The organism is Mesorhizobium sp. BH1-1-5, assembly GCF_020165615.1.
Lineage (GTDB): Bacteria > Pseudomonadota > Alphaproteobacteria > Rhizobiales > Rhizobiaceae > Mesorhizobium.
In genome coordinates this window covers 210403-224724 of sequence record NZ_JAIUIM010000005.1, presented here as the reverse complement: position 1 = coordinate 224724, position 14322 = coordinate 210403, and the positions used below count along the sequence as shown (strand labels likewise).

15 protein-coding genes are annotated in these 14322 nt (G+C 64.9%); 8 read left to right on the top strand and 7 right to left on the bottom strand.

What is annotated here, in order from left to right:
- Positions 1 to 3: 3 nt before the first annotated feature.
- The 3 genes from LB572_RS09050 to LB572_RS09040 are packed head-to-tail and all read right to left on the bottom strand — an operon-like array spanning position 4 to position 3749.
- The gene (locus LB572_RS09050; RefSeq protein ID WP_224667489.1) at positions 4 to 1077 is read right to left on the bottom strand and encodes a TonB family protein; all 1074 of its coding nucleotides are present in this window, start codon (positions 1075 to 1077) and stop codon (positions 4 to 6) included.
- A gap of 7 nt (positions 1078 to 1084) precedes the next feature.
- On the bottom strand, positions 1085 to 1525 hold the full coding sequence (locus LB572_RS09045; protein ID WP_224667488.1) for a hypothetical protein: 441 nt from the start codon (positions 1523 to 1525) through the stop codon (positions 1085 to 1087).
- Positions 1526 to 1532: 7 nt separating this feature from the next.
- Entirely contained in the window at positions 1533 to 3749 is a 2217-nt protein-coding gene (locus tag LB572_RS09040; protein WP_412033546.1) for a TonB-dependent hemoglobin/transferrin/lactoferrin family receptor, read from the bottom strand.
- A gap of 201 nt (positions 3750 to 3950) precedes the next feature.
- Between LB572_RS09040 and hemP the strand changes: the two genes are divergently transcribed.
- From hemP to LB572_RS09015, 5 genes are read left to right on the top strand one after another with little or no spacing between them, the layout of a single operon-like run.
- The gene (hemP, locus tag LB572_RS09035; RefSeq protein WP_040981784.1) at positions 3951 to 4157 is read left to right on the top strand and encodes a hemin uptake protein HemP; all 207 of its coding nucleotides are present in this window, start codon (positions 3951 to 3953) and stop codon (positions 4155 to 4157) included.
- Between the two features lie 49 nt (positions 4158 to 4206).
- Complete coding sequence (locus tag LB572_RS09030) at positions 4207 to 5268, top strand: hemin-degrading factor (protein WP_224667487.1); 1062 nt, start codon at positions 4207 to 4209, stop codon at positions 5266 to 5268.
- 11 nt (positions 5269 to 5279) lie between these two features.
- Positions 5280 to 6170: a heme/hemin ABC transporter substrate-binding protein gene (locus tag LB572_RS09025; protein ID WP_224667486.1), complete on the top strand. Its 891-nt coding sequence runs from the start codon at positions 5280 to 5282 to the stop codon at positions 6168 to 6170.
- A 6-nt stretch (positions 6171 to 6176) separates the two neighbouring features.
- Positions 6177 to 7277, top strand: a complete 1101-nt coding sequence (locus LB572_RS09020; protein ID WP_224667485.1) for a FecCD family ABC transporter permease — start codon at positions 6177 to 6179, stop codon at positions 7275 to 7277.
- 7 nt (positions 7278 to 7284) lie between these two features.
- On the top strand, positions 7285 to 8073 hold the full coding sequence (locus LB572_RS09015; RefSeq protein ID WP_224667484.1) for a heme ABC transporter ATP-binding protein: 789 nt from the start codon (positions 7285 to 7287) through the stop codon (positions 8071 to 8073).
- A gap of 137 nt (positions 8074 to 8210) precedes the next feature.
- Here the strand turns inward: LB572_RS09015 and rirA are convergent, their stop codons facing one another.
- Positions 8211 to 8672, bottom strand: a complete 462-nt coding sequence (gene rirA / locus LB572_RS09010) for an iron-responsive transcriptional regulator RirA (RefSeq protein ID WP_140808259.1) — start codon at positions 8670 to 8672, stop codon at positions 8211 to 8213.
- Positions 8673 to 8880: 208 nt separating this feature from the next.
- On the opposite strand from rirA, the gene LB572_RS09005 reads away from it, so the two are divergent.
- The 3 genes from LB572_RS09005 (at position 8881) to LB572_RS08995 (ending at position 11347) form a co-directional block, all read left to right on the top strand.
- Positions 8881 to 10176, top strand: a complete 1296-nt coding sequence (locus LB572_RS09005) for a DUF445 domain-containing protein (RefSeq protein WP_224667483.1) — start codon at positions 8881 to 8883, stop codon at positions 10174 to 10176.
- 65 nt (positions 10177 to 10241) lie between these two features.
- On the top strand, positions 10242 to 10670 hold the full coding sequence (locus LB572_RS09000) for a phasin family protein (RefSeq protein ID WP_224667482.1): 429 nt from the start codon (positions 10242 to 10244) through the stop codon (positions 10668 to 10670).
- A 179-nt stretch (positions 10671 to 10849) separates the two neighbouring features.
- The gene (locus LB572_RS08995) at positions 10850 to 11347 is read left to right on the top strand and encodes a MaoC family dehydratase (RefSeq protein WP_095764985.1); all 498 of its coding nucleotides are present in this window, start codon (positions 10850 to 10852) and stop codon (positions 11345 to 11347) included.
- A 151-nt stretch (positions 11348 to 11498) separates the two neighbouring features.
- On the opposite strand, the gene LB572_RS08990 is transcribed toward LB572_RS08995, so the two are convergent.
- The 3 genes from LB572_RS08990 to cml form a co-directional block, all read right to left on the bottom strand.
- The gene (locus tag LB572_RS08990) at positions 11499 to 12335 is read right to left on the bottom strand and encodes an EamA family transporter (protein WP_224667481.1); all 837 of its coding nucleotides are present in this window, start codon (positions 12333 to 12335) and stop codon (positions 11499 to 11501) included.
- The gene (locus tag LB572_RS08985; protein ID WP_224667480.1) at positions 12332 to 12913 is read right to left on the bottom strand and encodes a TetR/AcrR family transcriptional regulator; all 582 of its coding nucleotides are present in this window, start codon (positions 12911 to 12913) and stop codon (positions 12332 to 12334) included. The genes LB572_RS08990 and LB572_RS08985 overlap by 4 nt, the downstream gene beginning before the upstream one ends.
- Positions 12914 to 13074: 161 nt before the next feature.
- Complete coding sequence (gene cml / locus LB572_RS08980; protein WP_224667479.1) at positions 13075 to 14274, bottom strand: CmlA/FloR family chloramphenicol efflux MFS transporter; 1200 nt, start codon at positions 14272 to 14274, stop codon at positions 13075 to 13077.
- Between the last annotated feature and the right edge of the window lie 48 nt (positions 14275 to 14322).

Below are 14322 nucleotides of genomic sequence, written 5' to 3'. Positions count from 1 at the left end.
CTCTCAAAACGGGCCGATCGCGCCGGTGAACTCCAGGCGGTTTCCGACCTTCGCTGGGATGGGAGGGAAGGGCGCCGCCTTGCGCACGAAGCCAAGGACGATCTGATCGAAAGTCTCCGAGCCCGAGCTTTCGACGACACGCAGTTCGTCGATGGTGCCCCGCCTGCCGATGACGAAGGTGACGACCGTGTTGCTGCGCGCCGCCGCCTGCAGCGAAGGGGGCACGGCCCGATAGACGCGGCCGAGCTTGCGGATCACATCGCTGCGGTAATTGTCTTCCGCCTTGGTGCCCGCCTCGTTCTGCCTCTTGCCCTGGCTGATTGCTGGCTCGGGCCGGGTTTGACCATCCGCTGCGCCGCTCTTTTCAGCAGCGAGCGGGTTGGGGGTCGCTGGCCTTGCGGCCGGGACCGGCGGCTGCGCGGGCGTTGGCGGATGGCTGGCACTTTCCTGCTGTTGGGCGGGGGCGGGCTCGGGAGATTTCGTGTCCGGCGCTACGCTGTCGGAGTCGTTCCGAGGCGCGTCGGCAACGAGTATGTCCGGATCGACCGGGGGCTTCCTGGGCTCGGCTCGCGTTTTCGCGGCTTCGACCGGCGGTGTCTTTTCGGCCGGCGATGCCGCTTTGGCTGGCGGCGTCGGTTTCGCCGGTGGCCGGGGCGGCGGCACCAAGGCCACATTGATCGCCTGCCGCTCAGGATTGAGCGCGCTGCCGGCGACTTTGGCGCCGGATCGATCGCTGCCTTCCGCTTGCGTCGGATCCTGCAGATCCGACTTTGCCGACGGCGACACAAGCAAGGCTGCCGCCACCGCGCCGTGAACCAGGCATGAGGCCGCGATCGCCACCGTCCACTTGCCATGTTCGCCACGCGGCCGCGGTCCGGCCAACGCCTCGCCGGGAGCGGCCGTCAAAACGCTGTCGGTGTCGGGAATGTCGTCGGTGTGCTGCATGGCGCGGGCCGGAAGCTGCCGCGACAAGCGGGAAATTGTCAAATCAAGATCGGTTGCCGCAAGCGGCGCGACACGGATCCCAGGCAAAGGCCAGGGAACGGCGTTGCGCGCGAGTGCCGGCTCCGTGCCCATGGCCGGTTCAGACGCCGAAAGCGATGCTGGTCCTGGTCGAGGTCTTCAGCGCCCGCATGCAGGCCGCCGGCTCGACACCGTTGCCGGCGCATTCGGTCGCGCTGTTGATCAGCACGCGGCTGAGCTTGCCGCAGTCGGCGCCGGCGAGATCGAAGCGCGTGACCTTGGTCTTGCCGGCCGGCAGGTCCTTGAAATCGAGCACGGTGAGGCGATCGACGACGCCGGTCTCGTTGAACAGCGCGATCTCGAAAGCCGCCTTGGACAGATCGGCGCCGAGCGCGTTGTTGACGACGAAGGTCAGCCGGCAGCCTTTTTCCGAAGGCTGCGCGGCGTTGAGCTCGAGGCTCAATGCCGAACCTGGGGCCGGAGCCGGCGCGGACTGGGCCCACGCCGGCACCATCGCGAACGTCGAGGTCAGCAGACGAAAGGATGCCGTCAAGCGTTTCATATCTCTCTCAACCCCCAAAGCGCATGGTTGCCGCCAGCTTCAGCGTGACGCCGGGTTCGTAGAGGACGGCGGTCGTGCTTCCGTTGAGCGGATTGGCGTATTTGACGTCGAACAAATTGTCGGCGCGGAAGTCGAGCTTGAGATTGTCGGTCGCCTGGTAGCTGGCGAAGGCGTTGACCAGCGTGTAGTCCTTGGCCACCGGATTGCCCTTCGGCTTGCCGTTGTACTGCACCTCGCCGCCGACGGTCAGCTTATCCTCGAGGAAGCGCAGGCCAAGCTGGGCCGTCACCTGCGAGGAGGGGACGGAGGCCAGGTCGGCGCGTTCCCCGTCGTAGGAGATGGTGTGGCCGTTGATGATGGAGGCCGACAAGCCGGCATAGCCCCAGCCGGCGTCGTAGACGCTTTCCAGCTCGAAGCCGTTGATCTTGGCCTTGGCGAAGTTCTGGTACTGGAAGCAGATCGGAATGCCCGGGCCGAACGGGCAGCCGCTGGTCGGATCGAAGGGCGAGAGCGTCACGCCGTCGATATAGTCGTCGACATTGTTGTTGAAATACGCTGCCTTCAAACGGAATGCGTCGCCGCCCTCGATGATGTCGTTCTGCTTGTAGTTGACACCGAACTCGACGGTCTTGCCGGTCTCGGGTTTCAGGTTCGGATTGGGCAGGAACGGGAAGCTGACGCCGGCCGGATGGTTGCCGCTGATCAGCGTCTCGGTCAGCGAGGGCGAGCGATAGCCTTCCGCATAGGTGCCGTAGAACTGCAGGCCGGCCAGACCGGCGCTTTCGAAGGGCGAGACGCCGACGGTGATGCGCGGCGAAACCCTGTCGCCGGAGGTCTCGTTCGTGTCGTCCTTCAGGCTGTAATTGTCGTAGCGCAGGCCGCCAATGACCTCGAGCCACTCCCAGGTCAGCTTGTCCTGGATGTAGGCGCCGGAGACGTTGCGTTTGCCCGACGGCGTGTAGAAGCTGTCGCCACCGGCCGTGCCGCCGGTATCGACATCGTCGCCGACCCAGTCGCCGCCATAGGTCAGTTCGTGTGCGACGCTCGCCGTCTGGAAGCGCGATGTGTTCCAGATATCGATGCCGGTCGTGCCGACATCGAAGGTGGACAGCGATCCGGCCGGCAGCACCACGGGCAGGCCGGTGACCGGGTCGAAGCGGTTCTGCGCGGTAAGCGTCGTCAGGTCGAGCAGGGTCTTGTTGTAGGAGGCGTTGATGTGGAGGTCGAGCCAGCTCTTGGCGTCGTCGGTGATGTTGTAGCGAGCCGTGAAGGTGTTCGACTTCAGGTCGACGTCGTTGGCCGGCACGCCGCCACTGGTTTCCGTCCAGCCGTCGCTCGAGCCGACCCAGCCGAGCTTCAGTTCGCTGTTCTCGGTCGGGCGTATGGTGGTCTTGAGCAGGCCGCTCAGCACATCGAAACCGGTGCCGGCAACGGTGTCGCCGCCGCCGTTCTTGTAGTCGCCATAGTCGCGGTAGACGATGTTGCCGAGAACGTCCCAGTTCTCGTTGATCTTGTAGGCGCCGGTGGCGCTGGTGGTCCAGCCCTTGCCGTTGCTTTCATAACGCCCGGTCAGCGAGCCGGCCCAGGTCTCTTCCGGCTTGAGGAAATCGGCGGCGTCCTTGGTGTCGAAGAAGACGACGCCGCCGATGGCGCCGGAACCGTAGGTGTTGGCGGTCGGGCCGCGGATGACGTCGACCGACTTGATCAGCTCGGGATCGACATAGAAGGTCGACTGCGTGCCGTGGTCCGAGCGCTGGAAGTCCTGCCTGGCGCCGTCGACGATGACCGCGACGCGGCCGAAATCCTGCAGGCCGCGGATGTTGATGCTGGAACTGACGCGGCGCGCGTCGGCCTGCACGGTGACGCCGGGCACGCCGAGCAGCATCTCGTTCGGCGTCGTCGCCATGCGGCGATCGAGCTGTTCCTGGTCGACATGGCTGGCCGAGGCCAGCGACTGGATCGCCGTCTCGCCGGTGCGGCTGATGACGAGGATCTTGTCGAGCAGAGTTCCTTCGGCTGCGGCCTTCTCGTCAGCCTTCTTCTGATCCGCCTGCTGCTGATTGGCCGCCGGCTGCGTGGCCTGCTGCGCTTTGGCCGCGGGCGCGCCAAGCGCGATCGCCGCCGAACCGGTCATCAATATCGCCACTGCCCGCGCCAACGGGCGGAAGCCCGCGCCTGTGCTGTCGCCCGCCAGGCCCGTCCGTCCCCAAATCACCAACCCCATGCCCCAACTCCAGATTTTCAGGCTCGTAGCTGGCTGGCCATTGGCTCGCTCGCATTTTTGATCACGTCCGGCGTCTTAAATGTTGACTCATTTAGTCCGGTAATGCACTGACTAGTAAACATGATTATTCGAGTCAAGAATTTAATCGGCATTTTATGAGGGCTGCGGCCACGGTGGCCGGCAGAGGAAAGGGACCAACCGATGAACACGCACAATCCCAACGATTTCCGCTATCGCGTCCGCCGCCCGGAGGACACGCAGATGCGTTACGAAAGGGTGCCGCTGGCGGTGAGGACGCTCTCCAGCAACACGCTGTTCCAGGGCGAGCACGAGATCGGCATCGAGCATCACGGCGCGCTTTACCGCCTGAAGATCACCCGCCAGGGCAAGCTGATCCTCAACAAGTGACCGCCATCGGCGGGCGATAGACGAACATCAGGCAATACAGGTGAACGACATGGACCAGCGCGTTAAGCCGTCGCCGGAGGAAATCCGGCGGGCAAGGCAAGACAATCCGAAAATACGGGAACGCGATCTCTCGGCGCAACTTGGCATTTCGGAAGCGGAGCTGGTCGCGGCGCAATGCGGCGTCGGCGCTGTCCGCGTCGAGCCGCGCGTCAACGATCTGCTGACCGGCCTCGAGGCGGTCGGCGAGGTGATGGCGCTGACCCGCAACGAAAGCGCCGTGCATGAAAAGATCGGCGTCTACGACAAGGTCGTCACCGGCAACCACAACGCCATGGTGCTTGGCGAGAACATCGACCTGCGCATCTTCCCGAAAGTCTGGGCACATGGCTTTGCCGTCGAGAAGCGCGACGGCGGCGAAATCCGCCGCAGCCTGCAGTTCTTCGATGCGTCGGGCGAGGCGGTGCACAAGGTGCATCTGAAGCCCGCATCCAATCTCTATGCCTACCAGAAACTGGTGGCGAGCCTGGAATCGTCGAACCAGGAACCGGCCGTCGCGATCCTCCCAAGCGCGCCGGAAGGGGAGGATGAGGCGCAGGGATCGGTCGCCTCGACCGACGATCTGCGCGACCGCTGGAGCCGGCTCACCGACGTGCATCAGTTCTTCGGCATGCTGAAGACGCTGAAGCTCAGCCGCCGCCAGGCGGTACGCATGGTCGGACAGGACTATGCCTGGTTGCTCGACAACGACGCGGTCAGCGCCATGTTCCACCACGCGGCGGCGGGCGGGATGCCGATCATGTGCTTCGTGGGCAACCGCGGCTGCATCCAGATCCATTCCGGCCCGATCAAATCGGTCAAGCCGATGGGGCCGTGGATCAACGTGCTCGACGAGACCTTCCACCTGCATCTGAGGACCGACCACATCCACGAGGTCTGGGCGGTGCGCAAGCCGACCAAGGACGGCCATGTCACCTCTCTGGAGGCCTATGACGCCAATGGCGGCATGATCATCCAGTTTTTCGGCAAGCGTCACGAAGGCGAGAACGAACGCGAGGACTGGCGGTTTCTCGCCGAGAACCTGCCCCGCATTCCCAATCCGACCGCTGCATGAGGTAGCACCCAATGCGCTTTGTTCCCAGTTTCCGCACGGCGCTCGCGCCGATGCTCGGCGTCCTGCTCGCCGTCGCCATGCAGCCGGCCAAGGCCGAAGGCACCACTGTCTTTGCGGACACCTCGCGGATCGCCTCGATCGGCGGCTCGATCACCGAGATCGTCTACGCGCTCGGCGAGGAAGGCCGTCTCGTGGCCCGCGATTCGACCAGCAACTATCCCGAGGCGGCGGCGAAGCTGCCCGATGTCGGCTATATGCGCGGGCTCTCGCCCGAGGGCGTCCTGTCGGTCAATCCGAGCGGAATCCTGGCGCTGCATGGCAGTGGCCCGAAGGAAGCGGTCGACGTGCTGAAGAAGTCGAGCGTGCCTTTCATCGAGGTGCCGGACCACTACAACCACGAGGGCATCCTCGAAAAGATCCGTATCGTCGGCAAGGCGCTGGGTGTCGACGCCAAGGCGCAGAAGCTCGCGGCGGAGACGGACGCGAAGCTGACAGCGGCGGAAAAGCAGACGGCTGCGATCAAGGAGCGCAAGCGCGTGCTGTTCGTGCTGTCGACGCAGGGCGGCAAGATCCTTGCCGCGGGCAGCGACACCGCGGCCGACGGCATCATCAGGCTTGCCGGCGCGGTCAACGCGGTCGAGGGTTTCTCCGGCTACAAGGGGATGACGGACGAGGCGATCGTCAGCGCCAAGCCGGATGTGATCCTGACGATGAAGGGCGGCGGACCGCCGATCTCGGAAGAGGAGCTGTTTGCCAACCCAGCCGTGGCTTCGACACCGGCGGGCACGAACCGCAAGATGGTCAGCATGTGGGGCGGCTATCTGCTCGGCTTCGGCCCGCGCACCGCCGAAGCCATCCACGACCTTGCGGTCGAGCTCTATGGCAACCAGGTCGTGGACTGAGCGGCGATGGCCGAACAGTCGATAGCAGGCGCGCCGGGCCGGGCGATGGCAGCCGATGGCGACCGCTCTGCGCGGGCAAGGTTCGTCATCGTGCTCTTGTGCGTGGCGCTGGCCTCTTCCGTATTCCTGTCGCTGACGGCGGGCGCTTCCGACGCATCGGCCGTCCGCGTCGTCCGCGACTGGTTCACCGGCGCCATGCCGGCCGATGCGGCGCTGGCTGCGCGCGACCAACTGATCGTCTGTGACATCCGCATGCCGCGCGTGCTGCTCGGCGTGCTGATCGGCGCAGCGCTCGCCGTCTGCGGCGCGGTGATGCAAGGGCTGTTCCGCAATCCGCTTGCCGATCCCGGCCTGATCGGCGTTTCGGCCGGCTCCAGCCTCGGCGCGGTGGCGATCATCGTGCTCGGCACCACATGGCTTGCGCCGGTCACGCTTGCATTGGGCACGCTCGCGCTGCCGCTGGCGGCATTCTTCGGCGGCCTCTCGGTGACGTTGCTGCTTTACGCCATCGCCACGCGCCAGGGACGGACGTCGGTCGCCACGATGCTGCTTGCCGGCATCGCCATCAGCGCCCTTGCCATGGCGTTGACCGGCGTCCTGATCTTCATGGCCGACGACCGGCAGCTGCGCGACCTGACTTTCTGGCAGCTCGGCTCGCTTGCCGGCGCGACATGGCCGAAGATCGGCACCGTGGGGCCGGTGATCGTGCTGGCGCTGTCGGCGATGCCGTTCCTGTCGCGCGGCCTCAACGCGCTGGCGTTGGGCGAAGCGACGGCTGGCCATCTCGGCATTCCGGTGCAGCGGCTTAAATACACCGCCATCGTGGGCGTGTCGGCGGCGGTCGGCGCCTCGGTCGCGGTCAGTGGCGGCATCGGCTTCATCGGCATCGTCGTGCCGCATGTGCTGCGGCTCGCGATCGGCCCGGACAACCGCTATTTGCTGCCGGCCTCGGCCTTGCTCGGCGCCTCGTTGCTCTTGCTTGCCGACTCGGTCGCCCGCACCATCGTGGCTCCCGCCGAGCTGCCGATCGGCATCGTCACGGCGGTCGCCGGCGCGCCGTTCTTCCTGTGGATACTGCTGCGCAAGCGCGGCGTCATCGATTTGTGAGTTTGCCATGATCGAAGCGCGCGACATCTCGGTGGCGATCGGCGGCAAGCGCATCGTCTCGCATGTCGATTTCGCGGCGCGGCCCGGCGAGGTCTCGGCCATCGTCGGACCGAACGGGTCCGGCAAGACGACGCTGCTCAAGGCACTGACCGGCGAGTTCGCCTATGCCGGCGCCGTCATGCTCAACGGCCGCGACCTGTCGGCCATGAAGCCGGTGGAGGCGGCGACGCTACGCGCGGTGCTGCCGCAATCGACGGCGCTGTCCTTTCCCTTCACCGTGCGCGAGATCGTGCGCCTCGGCCTGATCGGTGGGCGCTCCGGGGTGCTGCCCGGCGAGGATGCGCGTTTGCCCGAGCGGGCGCTGGCGCGCGTCGATCTCGACGGATTTGCCGGCCGTTTCTACCAGGAGCTTTCCGGCGGCGAGCAGCAGCGCGTGCAGCTTGCCCGCGTGCTCTGCCAGGTCTGGGCGCCGGTGCTCGAGGGCAGGCCGCGTTATCTGTTCCTCGACGAGCCGGTCTCCAGCCTCGACGTCAAGCACCAGCTCATCATCATGAACATCGCGCGCGATTTCGCCCGGCGCGGCGGCGGCGTGGTGGCGATCCTGCACGACCTCAATCTGACGGCCATGTATGCCGACCGGATTTTCGTGCTGCGTGACGGCGAGCTTGCCGCTGCCGGCCCCCCGGCGGACGTGCTGAACGACGAGCTGATCGAGAGGGTGTTCGACTGCAGGCTGAAGGTCGGGGCTCTGCCGTCAGGAAATATGCCGTTCGTGTTGCCCCAATCGGCTGCGTAGGGCTTTCCCGCCTTCGTCATCCACGGGCGGAACGGGAGCGAAGCGGACGCCGCCCAGAATGACGAAGTCATGGGCGGCGTCGCACCAGTAAATCGCGGGCGGCGGCGCCGTTCGAGAATCAAGCCGCTAAGGCGAGCTCAAGCCGCCGGGGCGCGCCGCTCCAGAAGGTCGATGCCGAGCAGATGGCGCACATTCGGACGCGCGGCGACGAGATCGGCGATCGTGTAGCGGGAAAGCACCGCGAAGAAGGCGTTGAGCGCCTCGCGCAGCGCCGAATTCAGGGCGCAGCTGTCGACCAGCGGGCATTCGGCGGCGTCGTTCTCGAAGCACTCGGCCATGGCAAAGCTCTCTTCGGTGACGCGCACGACATCGAACAGATTGATCTGCTCGGCCGGACGGCCGAGACGCACGCCGCCATTGCGGCCGCGGACGGTCTCGACAAGACCGGCCTCGACCAGCGGCTGCAGGATCTTGAACAGGAACAATTCGGACACCGAATAGGCGGCGGCGATCTCGGGGATGCGGCTCAGCCTGTCGGTATTCGCGGCGCAATACATCAGGATGCGCATCGCGTAGTTGGTCTGGCGCGTGAGCCGCATGGTATCCTCGCGAAATATTAGCTTGGGCCGAATATGGCCCATAGTTTGGAACAATTCCAGACTGGACCGATACATAGCTGAATAATCGTGTCAACTTTTTGTGCATGCGGCACATCTGACGGCGCGGTACGCCTCACAAGCTTCGAGCGAGCGTTTTGATGGCGCAGCCACTAGATAGATGCGGGTGCAAACAGGAAACGGCCTCTCCATGTCACAATCAGCTCCGGCCCTGGCGCCGGTTCGATTCGACGGCGACGCGCAGGCGAAGCTTGCGGCATTGCGGCGGACCAAATTCATTGCCGCCGCCGCGCTCGCGCTCTGCATCCTCGTCTTTGCGCTCGCCAAGTCCTTCCAGGGCAGACATCCATGGCTCGGTTTCGTCGCCGCCTTCGCCGAGGCGGCGACCATAGGCGGCATCGCCGACTGGTATGCGGTGGTGGCGCTGTTCAGGCGGCCGCTCGGGCTGCCGATCCCGCACACGGCAATCATTCCGGAGAACCAGCACCGTATCGCCGACAATCTCGGCCGCTTCATCGAGGCCAATTTCCTGGCGCCGGAGCCGGTGCGAAAAAAGCTCGCCGAGGTAGACTTCGCCGCTCTGGTCGCCGACTGGCTGGCCGATGCCGAGCGTGCCGCCGGCCTGTCGCGATTCGTCGCGCGGCTGGTGCCGCAGACATTGACGGCGGTGGAGCAGTCCGGCCTGCGCGATTTCGTCACCAGCCGCATGCTGGAGCAGATCGAAAAGGTGCCGCTGGCGCCGCTCGCGGCGGATCTCTTGTCGGCGCTGACCGACGACCGCCGCCACCAGAAGCTGTTCGACGAGTTCACCAGGGTGATCGGGCGTTTCCTCAACGACGAACAGGCGCTTGAGACGATGCGCGAAAAGATCCGCGAGGAACTGCCGTCGCTGTTCAACCTGTTTCGCGCCGATGCCTATCTCTTGAAGAAGATCGTCGCTTCGGCAGGTTCGCTGCTCGATGAGGTGCGGGCCGATCCCGACCATCCGATGCGCGCCGAATTCGACCGTTTCGCGCTCGGCTTCATCGAGCGGCTCAGGATCTCGAAGCAATATGCAAGGCGCGCCGAGAAGCTGAAGCGCGATTTCCTCGGCCGTCCGGAGGTGAGGGTACTGGCCGGCGATGCCTGGACGAGCCTGCGCCTGTTCATCGAGCAGGACGCCAATGCGCTGAATTCGACGATACGCGAGCACCTCGCCAGCATGTTCGTCGAGGTCGGCAGGCATCTGGCCGACGACGCGCAGATCAGGGCCGACATGAACCAGGGTTTTGTCGTGGCGCTGGCCTCGTTCGTGGAAAGCCAGAAAAGCGGGGTGTCGACATTCATCGCCGACCAGGTGAAGCGCTGGGATCTGGCGCAGCTGACGCGGCTCATCGAAATGAACATCGGCAAGGACCTGCAATATATCCGTTTCAACGGCATGATCATCGGTGGGCTTGCCGGCCTGGCGCTCTACACGGCGGAGCGGCTGTTTCTGGTCAATTGACGCGCGCCCAAGGCGCACTATTCTCCTTCGAGGGCGCTGCAGAGGCGGCAAAAGGGAGGCACAGCATGGCAAAACAACCGGATACCGACTCGTTCCTCGACATGTTCAGCAGGTTCGGCCGCGACCTCAAGCTGCCGAATGTCGATGTCCAGGCGATCCTCGATCACCACCGCAAGAACCTCGAAGCGCTGGAAAAGTCGGCGAGGGCAGGCGCGTCAGGCGCATCCTCGGTGCTGGCGAGGCAGCATGAGATGGTGCAGAATGCCATGCATGAGATCACGCGGATGGCGCACAACTACCAGACGCCCGGCAATCCGCAGGAGCTGATGAGCAAGCAGGCGGAATTCGCTCGCAGGTCGTTCGAGACGACGCTGAAGAATGCCAGCGAAGTGGCTGACCTGGTGCGGAAATCCAGCACCGAATCGGTGGAAATCCTGCGCGACCGGATCAGGGATGCGATGTCGGAGATCCGCGCCGGATACGAAAAGAAATAGGCTGTCCGGCGTTTCGGACCCATCATCGATCGACATGCGATGCAACCGGCTAAGGCGTCCGAGCGTTCTCGGCCTGCCGCAAAAGCATCAACTCTACCGGCGAAAATCGCGGAGCGGCGAATTGACAGAGGCCGCCGCTTCATGGTCGGGAGACAGGCAAGAGTGATGGGAAAGCCGGAATGACGGAAACACGGCCGAGAACGCCGCCGACCTTCGAACAGTTGCGCACGATGTCCGGGCAGGAGCTCGGCGTGTCCGACTGGACGACGGTCGACCAGCAGCGCATCGACCAGTTCGCCGAATGCACGGGCGACCACCAGTGGATCCATGTCGATCCCGAACGGGCGAAAAGGCAGAGCCCGTTCCGCACCACGATCGCGCATGGCTACCTGACCTTGTCGATCATCGGCGCGCTGGCGCTGGAGATGGGCATCGTGCCGGAAAACACCCAGGCCGCCTTCAACTACGGCTTCGACAAGGTGCGCTTCCTGGCGCCGGTCAAGGCTGGCGCGCGCATCAGGCTGCGCACCACGCTGCTTTCCATGGAGGACCGCGGTCCCGGCCAGTATCTGATGAAGGCCGCCAACACCGTCGAGATCGAGGGCGAGCAGAAGCCGGCGCTGACCGCCGAAACGCTGGTGATGATGTATGAGCGCCGCAAGCGGGCAGGGGCTTAGAGGCTGTTTGGAAATTCTACTCTGGCGGCCATCTGGTGGCGCTTTCTGCGCTTCCGGTGCTCACGGACGCAGAGTCCGCTCCGCTCCGGTTCTCGAAATCGCCCCCATATGACTCGCCAGAGCGAATTTCGAAACAGCCTCTCGGCCGTAGTCACCCTTGATAGCCGAGGCAGATCGCGCCCAGCGCGACAACGCCGCAGGCCGCAATGCGCTTCGGAGTCAGCGTCTCTCCAAGGAACAGGCGTCCGATCAGCGCCGCGAAAACCACGCTCGTCTCGCGGATTGCCGTGATCGGGCCGGCCGGCCCGAGCGCGAAGGCCGCCACCACGGCGCCATATGCAATCAGGGCGAAAATCCCGCCGCCAAGCGCCTTCAGTGCGTCGGGCGAACGAAAATCAACGGTGAGCTTGCCGCGGCAGACGATAAAAGTGACCGGCAGCAGCGCGCCGTAGATCAGCAGAACCCATGCCGTGTAGGCGCCTGAGCTTCCCGCCGATCGCACGCCGATGGCATCGACCGTCGCATAGGCGGCGATGATTGCGCCGGTAACGAGCGCATAAAGGATCGATGTCGTCGCCGCGCGTCCCTTGCCAAGCGAAAGGCTCATGATGCCGAGCGCGGCAAGAACGACGCCGAGGGTCTGGTGAGTGCTCAAGCGCTCGCCCGCCAGAACGAAACCGCCGAGCGCCACCAGGAGCGGCACGGAGCCGCGGACGATCGGGTAGACCTGGCCCAATTCACCATAACGGTAGGCTGCCACCAGAAAGAGGCTGTAGCCAACCTGAAGGCAGGCTGAGAGCAAGATGTAGGGCCAGGCCGACGCCACCGGCAGCGGATGGAAGATCGCCAGCGGAATGGCGACGATCGTCGCCGAAAAGCTCATGACAGTGACGGTCCAAAGCCTGTCGCTGCCGGTTCGCAGAAAGGCGTTCCAGCCGGCGTGCAGGATCGCGGCGAACAGCGCCAGACCTATGATGGTCGCGCTCATTGCCGTTTCTCCGGCGCGGCAAGAATGGCCATGGCCGCGTTGCGGGCATCGCGAATGGCGGCGCCTGGCTGGCCCATCCGAGCCATTAGCGTCGCCCCCTCGATCAGCATCAGCAGGATGGCGGAAACGCTGTCGGCGTCGTCGGCGGACATCATCTCTTCGAGGATCAGTCGCATGCGCTGCCTCAGGCCGTTTTTTTGCCTGACGGCGACCTGGAACACCGGATGCGCCGGATCGCCGAACTCCGCCAGGGCATGCGCGAACAGACAGCCGTGAAAGTCGGCGCTTTCGAACCAGCGACCGTACCAGTCGAATATCGTGCCTATCTTCTGCGCCGGCGTTGCCGCCTGTTCGGCGAGACGATCCAGCTGGCGGTCGAAGCGCGCGGCCCGGTAGGCCAGGACCTCGACCATCAAATCGTCCTTGCTGGGAAAGTGCCGGTACATCGTCATCTTGGCCACGTCGGCTTCGGCGATGATGCGGTCGATGCCAGTAGCGTGGAAGCCTACGCGCTTGAACAACCTATAGGCGGTTTCCACGATGTGCTGGCGCTTATCGATCCTGGTTGGTTCGGTCATGGCACTATCAGTGATGAGACAGGTCTGTCTATCTATGCCTGCGCGATGACAACATGTCAATTGCCAGCTGCACCGGTGCCGTTAGGCGCTGCAACGGCATTCGGCGACGCCGAGCCGGGCAGAGAAGCCTCACCGAGCGAGGCCTCTCCGCCTGTCATGCGTCAGGCCGCGTTCGCTCGTTTCTTCAGGATACCAAGCGCGGTCAGCGTGATCCCGCCCATGAGCGAGCAATAGCCCGCCAGCGGCCATGCCGTATCGCCACCCAACAAGAAGATGAACAGTGTTCCCGCCGTCGCGACGATCACGCTCTGCGCGCAGAAATAAAGCGCGACCGCCGTCCCTGCTGCCTCGCCGAACGGCGCCAGCGCGCCGTTGGCGGTGACCGACGCAGTCAGGACGATGCCGATGGCGATGATCCACATCGGCATGACGAAGCTCACGAAGGACGGCTCGGCCAATGACTGGCCCATGGCCAGCAACCCCGCGCCCAGGAGCAGCATCGCCATGCCGCGCCTGACGCTGCCTTCGATGCCCCAGCGAGCGACGAAGCTCCTGGCGAAGCGTGTGGCGACGATCATCACCAGTGCCGCGCTGGCGAATGCGAGGCTGAAGCCGAGCTGCGAGAAGCCGGCCTTGTCGATGAGTACTCTCGGCGCGGTCGAAAAGAACACGAAGAACGAGCCCATGGCGGTGGCGAAGGCCAGCGTGTAGGTCCAGAAGGCGAAGCTGCGCAGGATCGGCGCGAAACCAGCCCTGGCAGCGCCGTCGATCAGCGGGCGCGTTTCGCGCCATCTCGGCCAGGCGTTGAGCGTGGCGGCGGCGGCAAGAATGCCGAGCGCGACGAAGATCGTCCGCCAGCCGAAGCTGTTGGCGATCAAAGCGCCGGCGATCGGCCCCAGCGCCGGCACGAAGGAGAGCAGCGAGCCGAGCGTGGCGTAGATGACGGCGCCTTCCGGCCTTTGCGCATAGACGTCCCGGACGGTGGCGAAGACAGCGACGAGCATGGCCGAGGCGCCCACGGCCTGCGCGATGCGCAGGGCAAGGAAGACCGGTGCAAGCGACGTGGCGGCGAGCAGGAAGGAGGCAGCCATGAACGCCAGCGCGCCGCCGATCAGTACCGGGCGCCGGCCGATCCTGTCGGAGATTGGGCCGAAGGCAAGTTGGCCGAGCCCCAGGCAGATCATGTAGAGACTGAGCGTCAGCTGCACCACGGCCGGCGAGGTGCCGAGCGCGCCCGGCATGATCGGCACCACGGGCAAGTAGATATCCATGGCGAGGGAGGCCAGGACGTCGAAGGGAGACAAAAGCAGCAAGGCTGCTGGCATGGACAAGGTCCATGTCGGCTGGTTCGGAGAAGACATGAGGAGAGTTCCGCTCAAATGGTGACATTCGGCGGCGATCTGCCTTGA

What these genes read in the sequence shown, in the direction of transcription:
- LB572_RS09050 (WP_224667489.1), bottom strand. Translation starts at nt 1,077, where the DNA reads ATGGGCACGGAGCCGGCACTCGCGCGCAACGCCGTTCCCTGGCCTTTG.
- LB572_RS09045 (WP_224667488.1), bottom strand. Translation starts at nt 1,525, where the DNA reads ATGAAACGCTTGACGGCATCCTTTCGTCTGCTGACCTCGACGTTCGCG.
- LB572_RS09040 (WP_412033546.1), bottom strand. Translation starts at nt 3,749, where the DNA reads ATGGGGTTGGTGATTTGGGGACGGACGGGCCTGGCGGGCGACAGCACA.
- hemP (WP_040981784.1), top strand. Translation starts at nt 3,951, where the DNA reads ATGAACACGCACAATCCCAACGATTTCCGCTATCGCGTCCGCCGCCCG.
- LB572_RS09030 (WP_224667487.1), top strand. Translation starts at nt 4,207, where the DNA reads ATGGACCAGCGCGTTAAGCCGTCGCCGGAGGAAATCCGGCGGGCAAGG.
- LB572_RS09025 (WP_224667486.1), top strand. Translation starts at nt 5,280, where the DNA reads ATGCGCTTTGTTCCCAGTTTCCGCACGGCGCTCGCGCCGATGCTCGGC.
- LB572_RS09020 (WP_224667485.1), top strand. Translation starts at nt 6,177, where the DNA reads ATGGCCGAACAGTCGATAGCAGGCGCGCCGGGCCGGGCGATGGCAGCC.
- LB572_RS09015 (WP_224667484.1), top strand. Translation starts at nt 7,285, where the DNA reads ATGATCGAAGCGCGCGACATCTCGGTGGCGATCGGCGGCAAGCGCATC.
- rirA (WP_140808259.1), bottom strand. Translation starts at nt 8,672, where the DNA reads ATGCGGCTCACGCGCCAGACCAACTACGCGATGCGCATCCTGATGTAT.
- LB572_RS09005 (WP_224667483.1), top strand. Translation starts at nt 8,881, where the DNA reads ATGTCACAATCAGCTCCGGCCCTGGCGCCGGTTCGATTCGACGGCGAC.
- LB572_RS09000 (WP_224667482.1), top strand. Translation starts at nt 10,242, where the DNA reads ATGGCAAAACAACCGGATACCGACTCGTTCCTCGACATGTTCAGCAGG.
- LB572_RS08995 (WP_095764985.1), top strand. Translation starts at nt 10,850, where the DNA reads ATGACGGAAACACGGCCGAGAACGCCGCCGACCTTCGAACAGTTGCGC.
- LB572_RS08990 (WP_224667481.1), bottom strand. Translation starts at nt 12,335, where the DNA reads ATGAGCGCGACCATCATAGGTCTGGCGCTGTTCGCCGCGATCCTGCAC.
- LB572_RS08985 (WP_224667480.1), bottom strand. Translation starts at nt 12,913, where the DNA reads ATGACCGAACCAACCAGGATCGATAAGCGCCAGCACATCGTGGAAACC.
- cml (WP_224667479.1), bottom strand. Translation starts at nt 14,274, where the DNA reads ATGTCTTCTCCGAACCAGCCGACATGGACCTTGTCCATGCCAGCAGCC.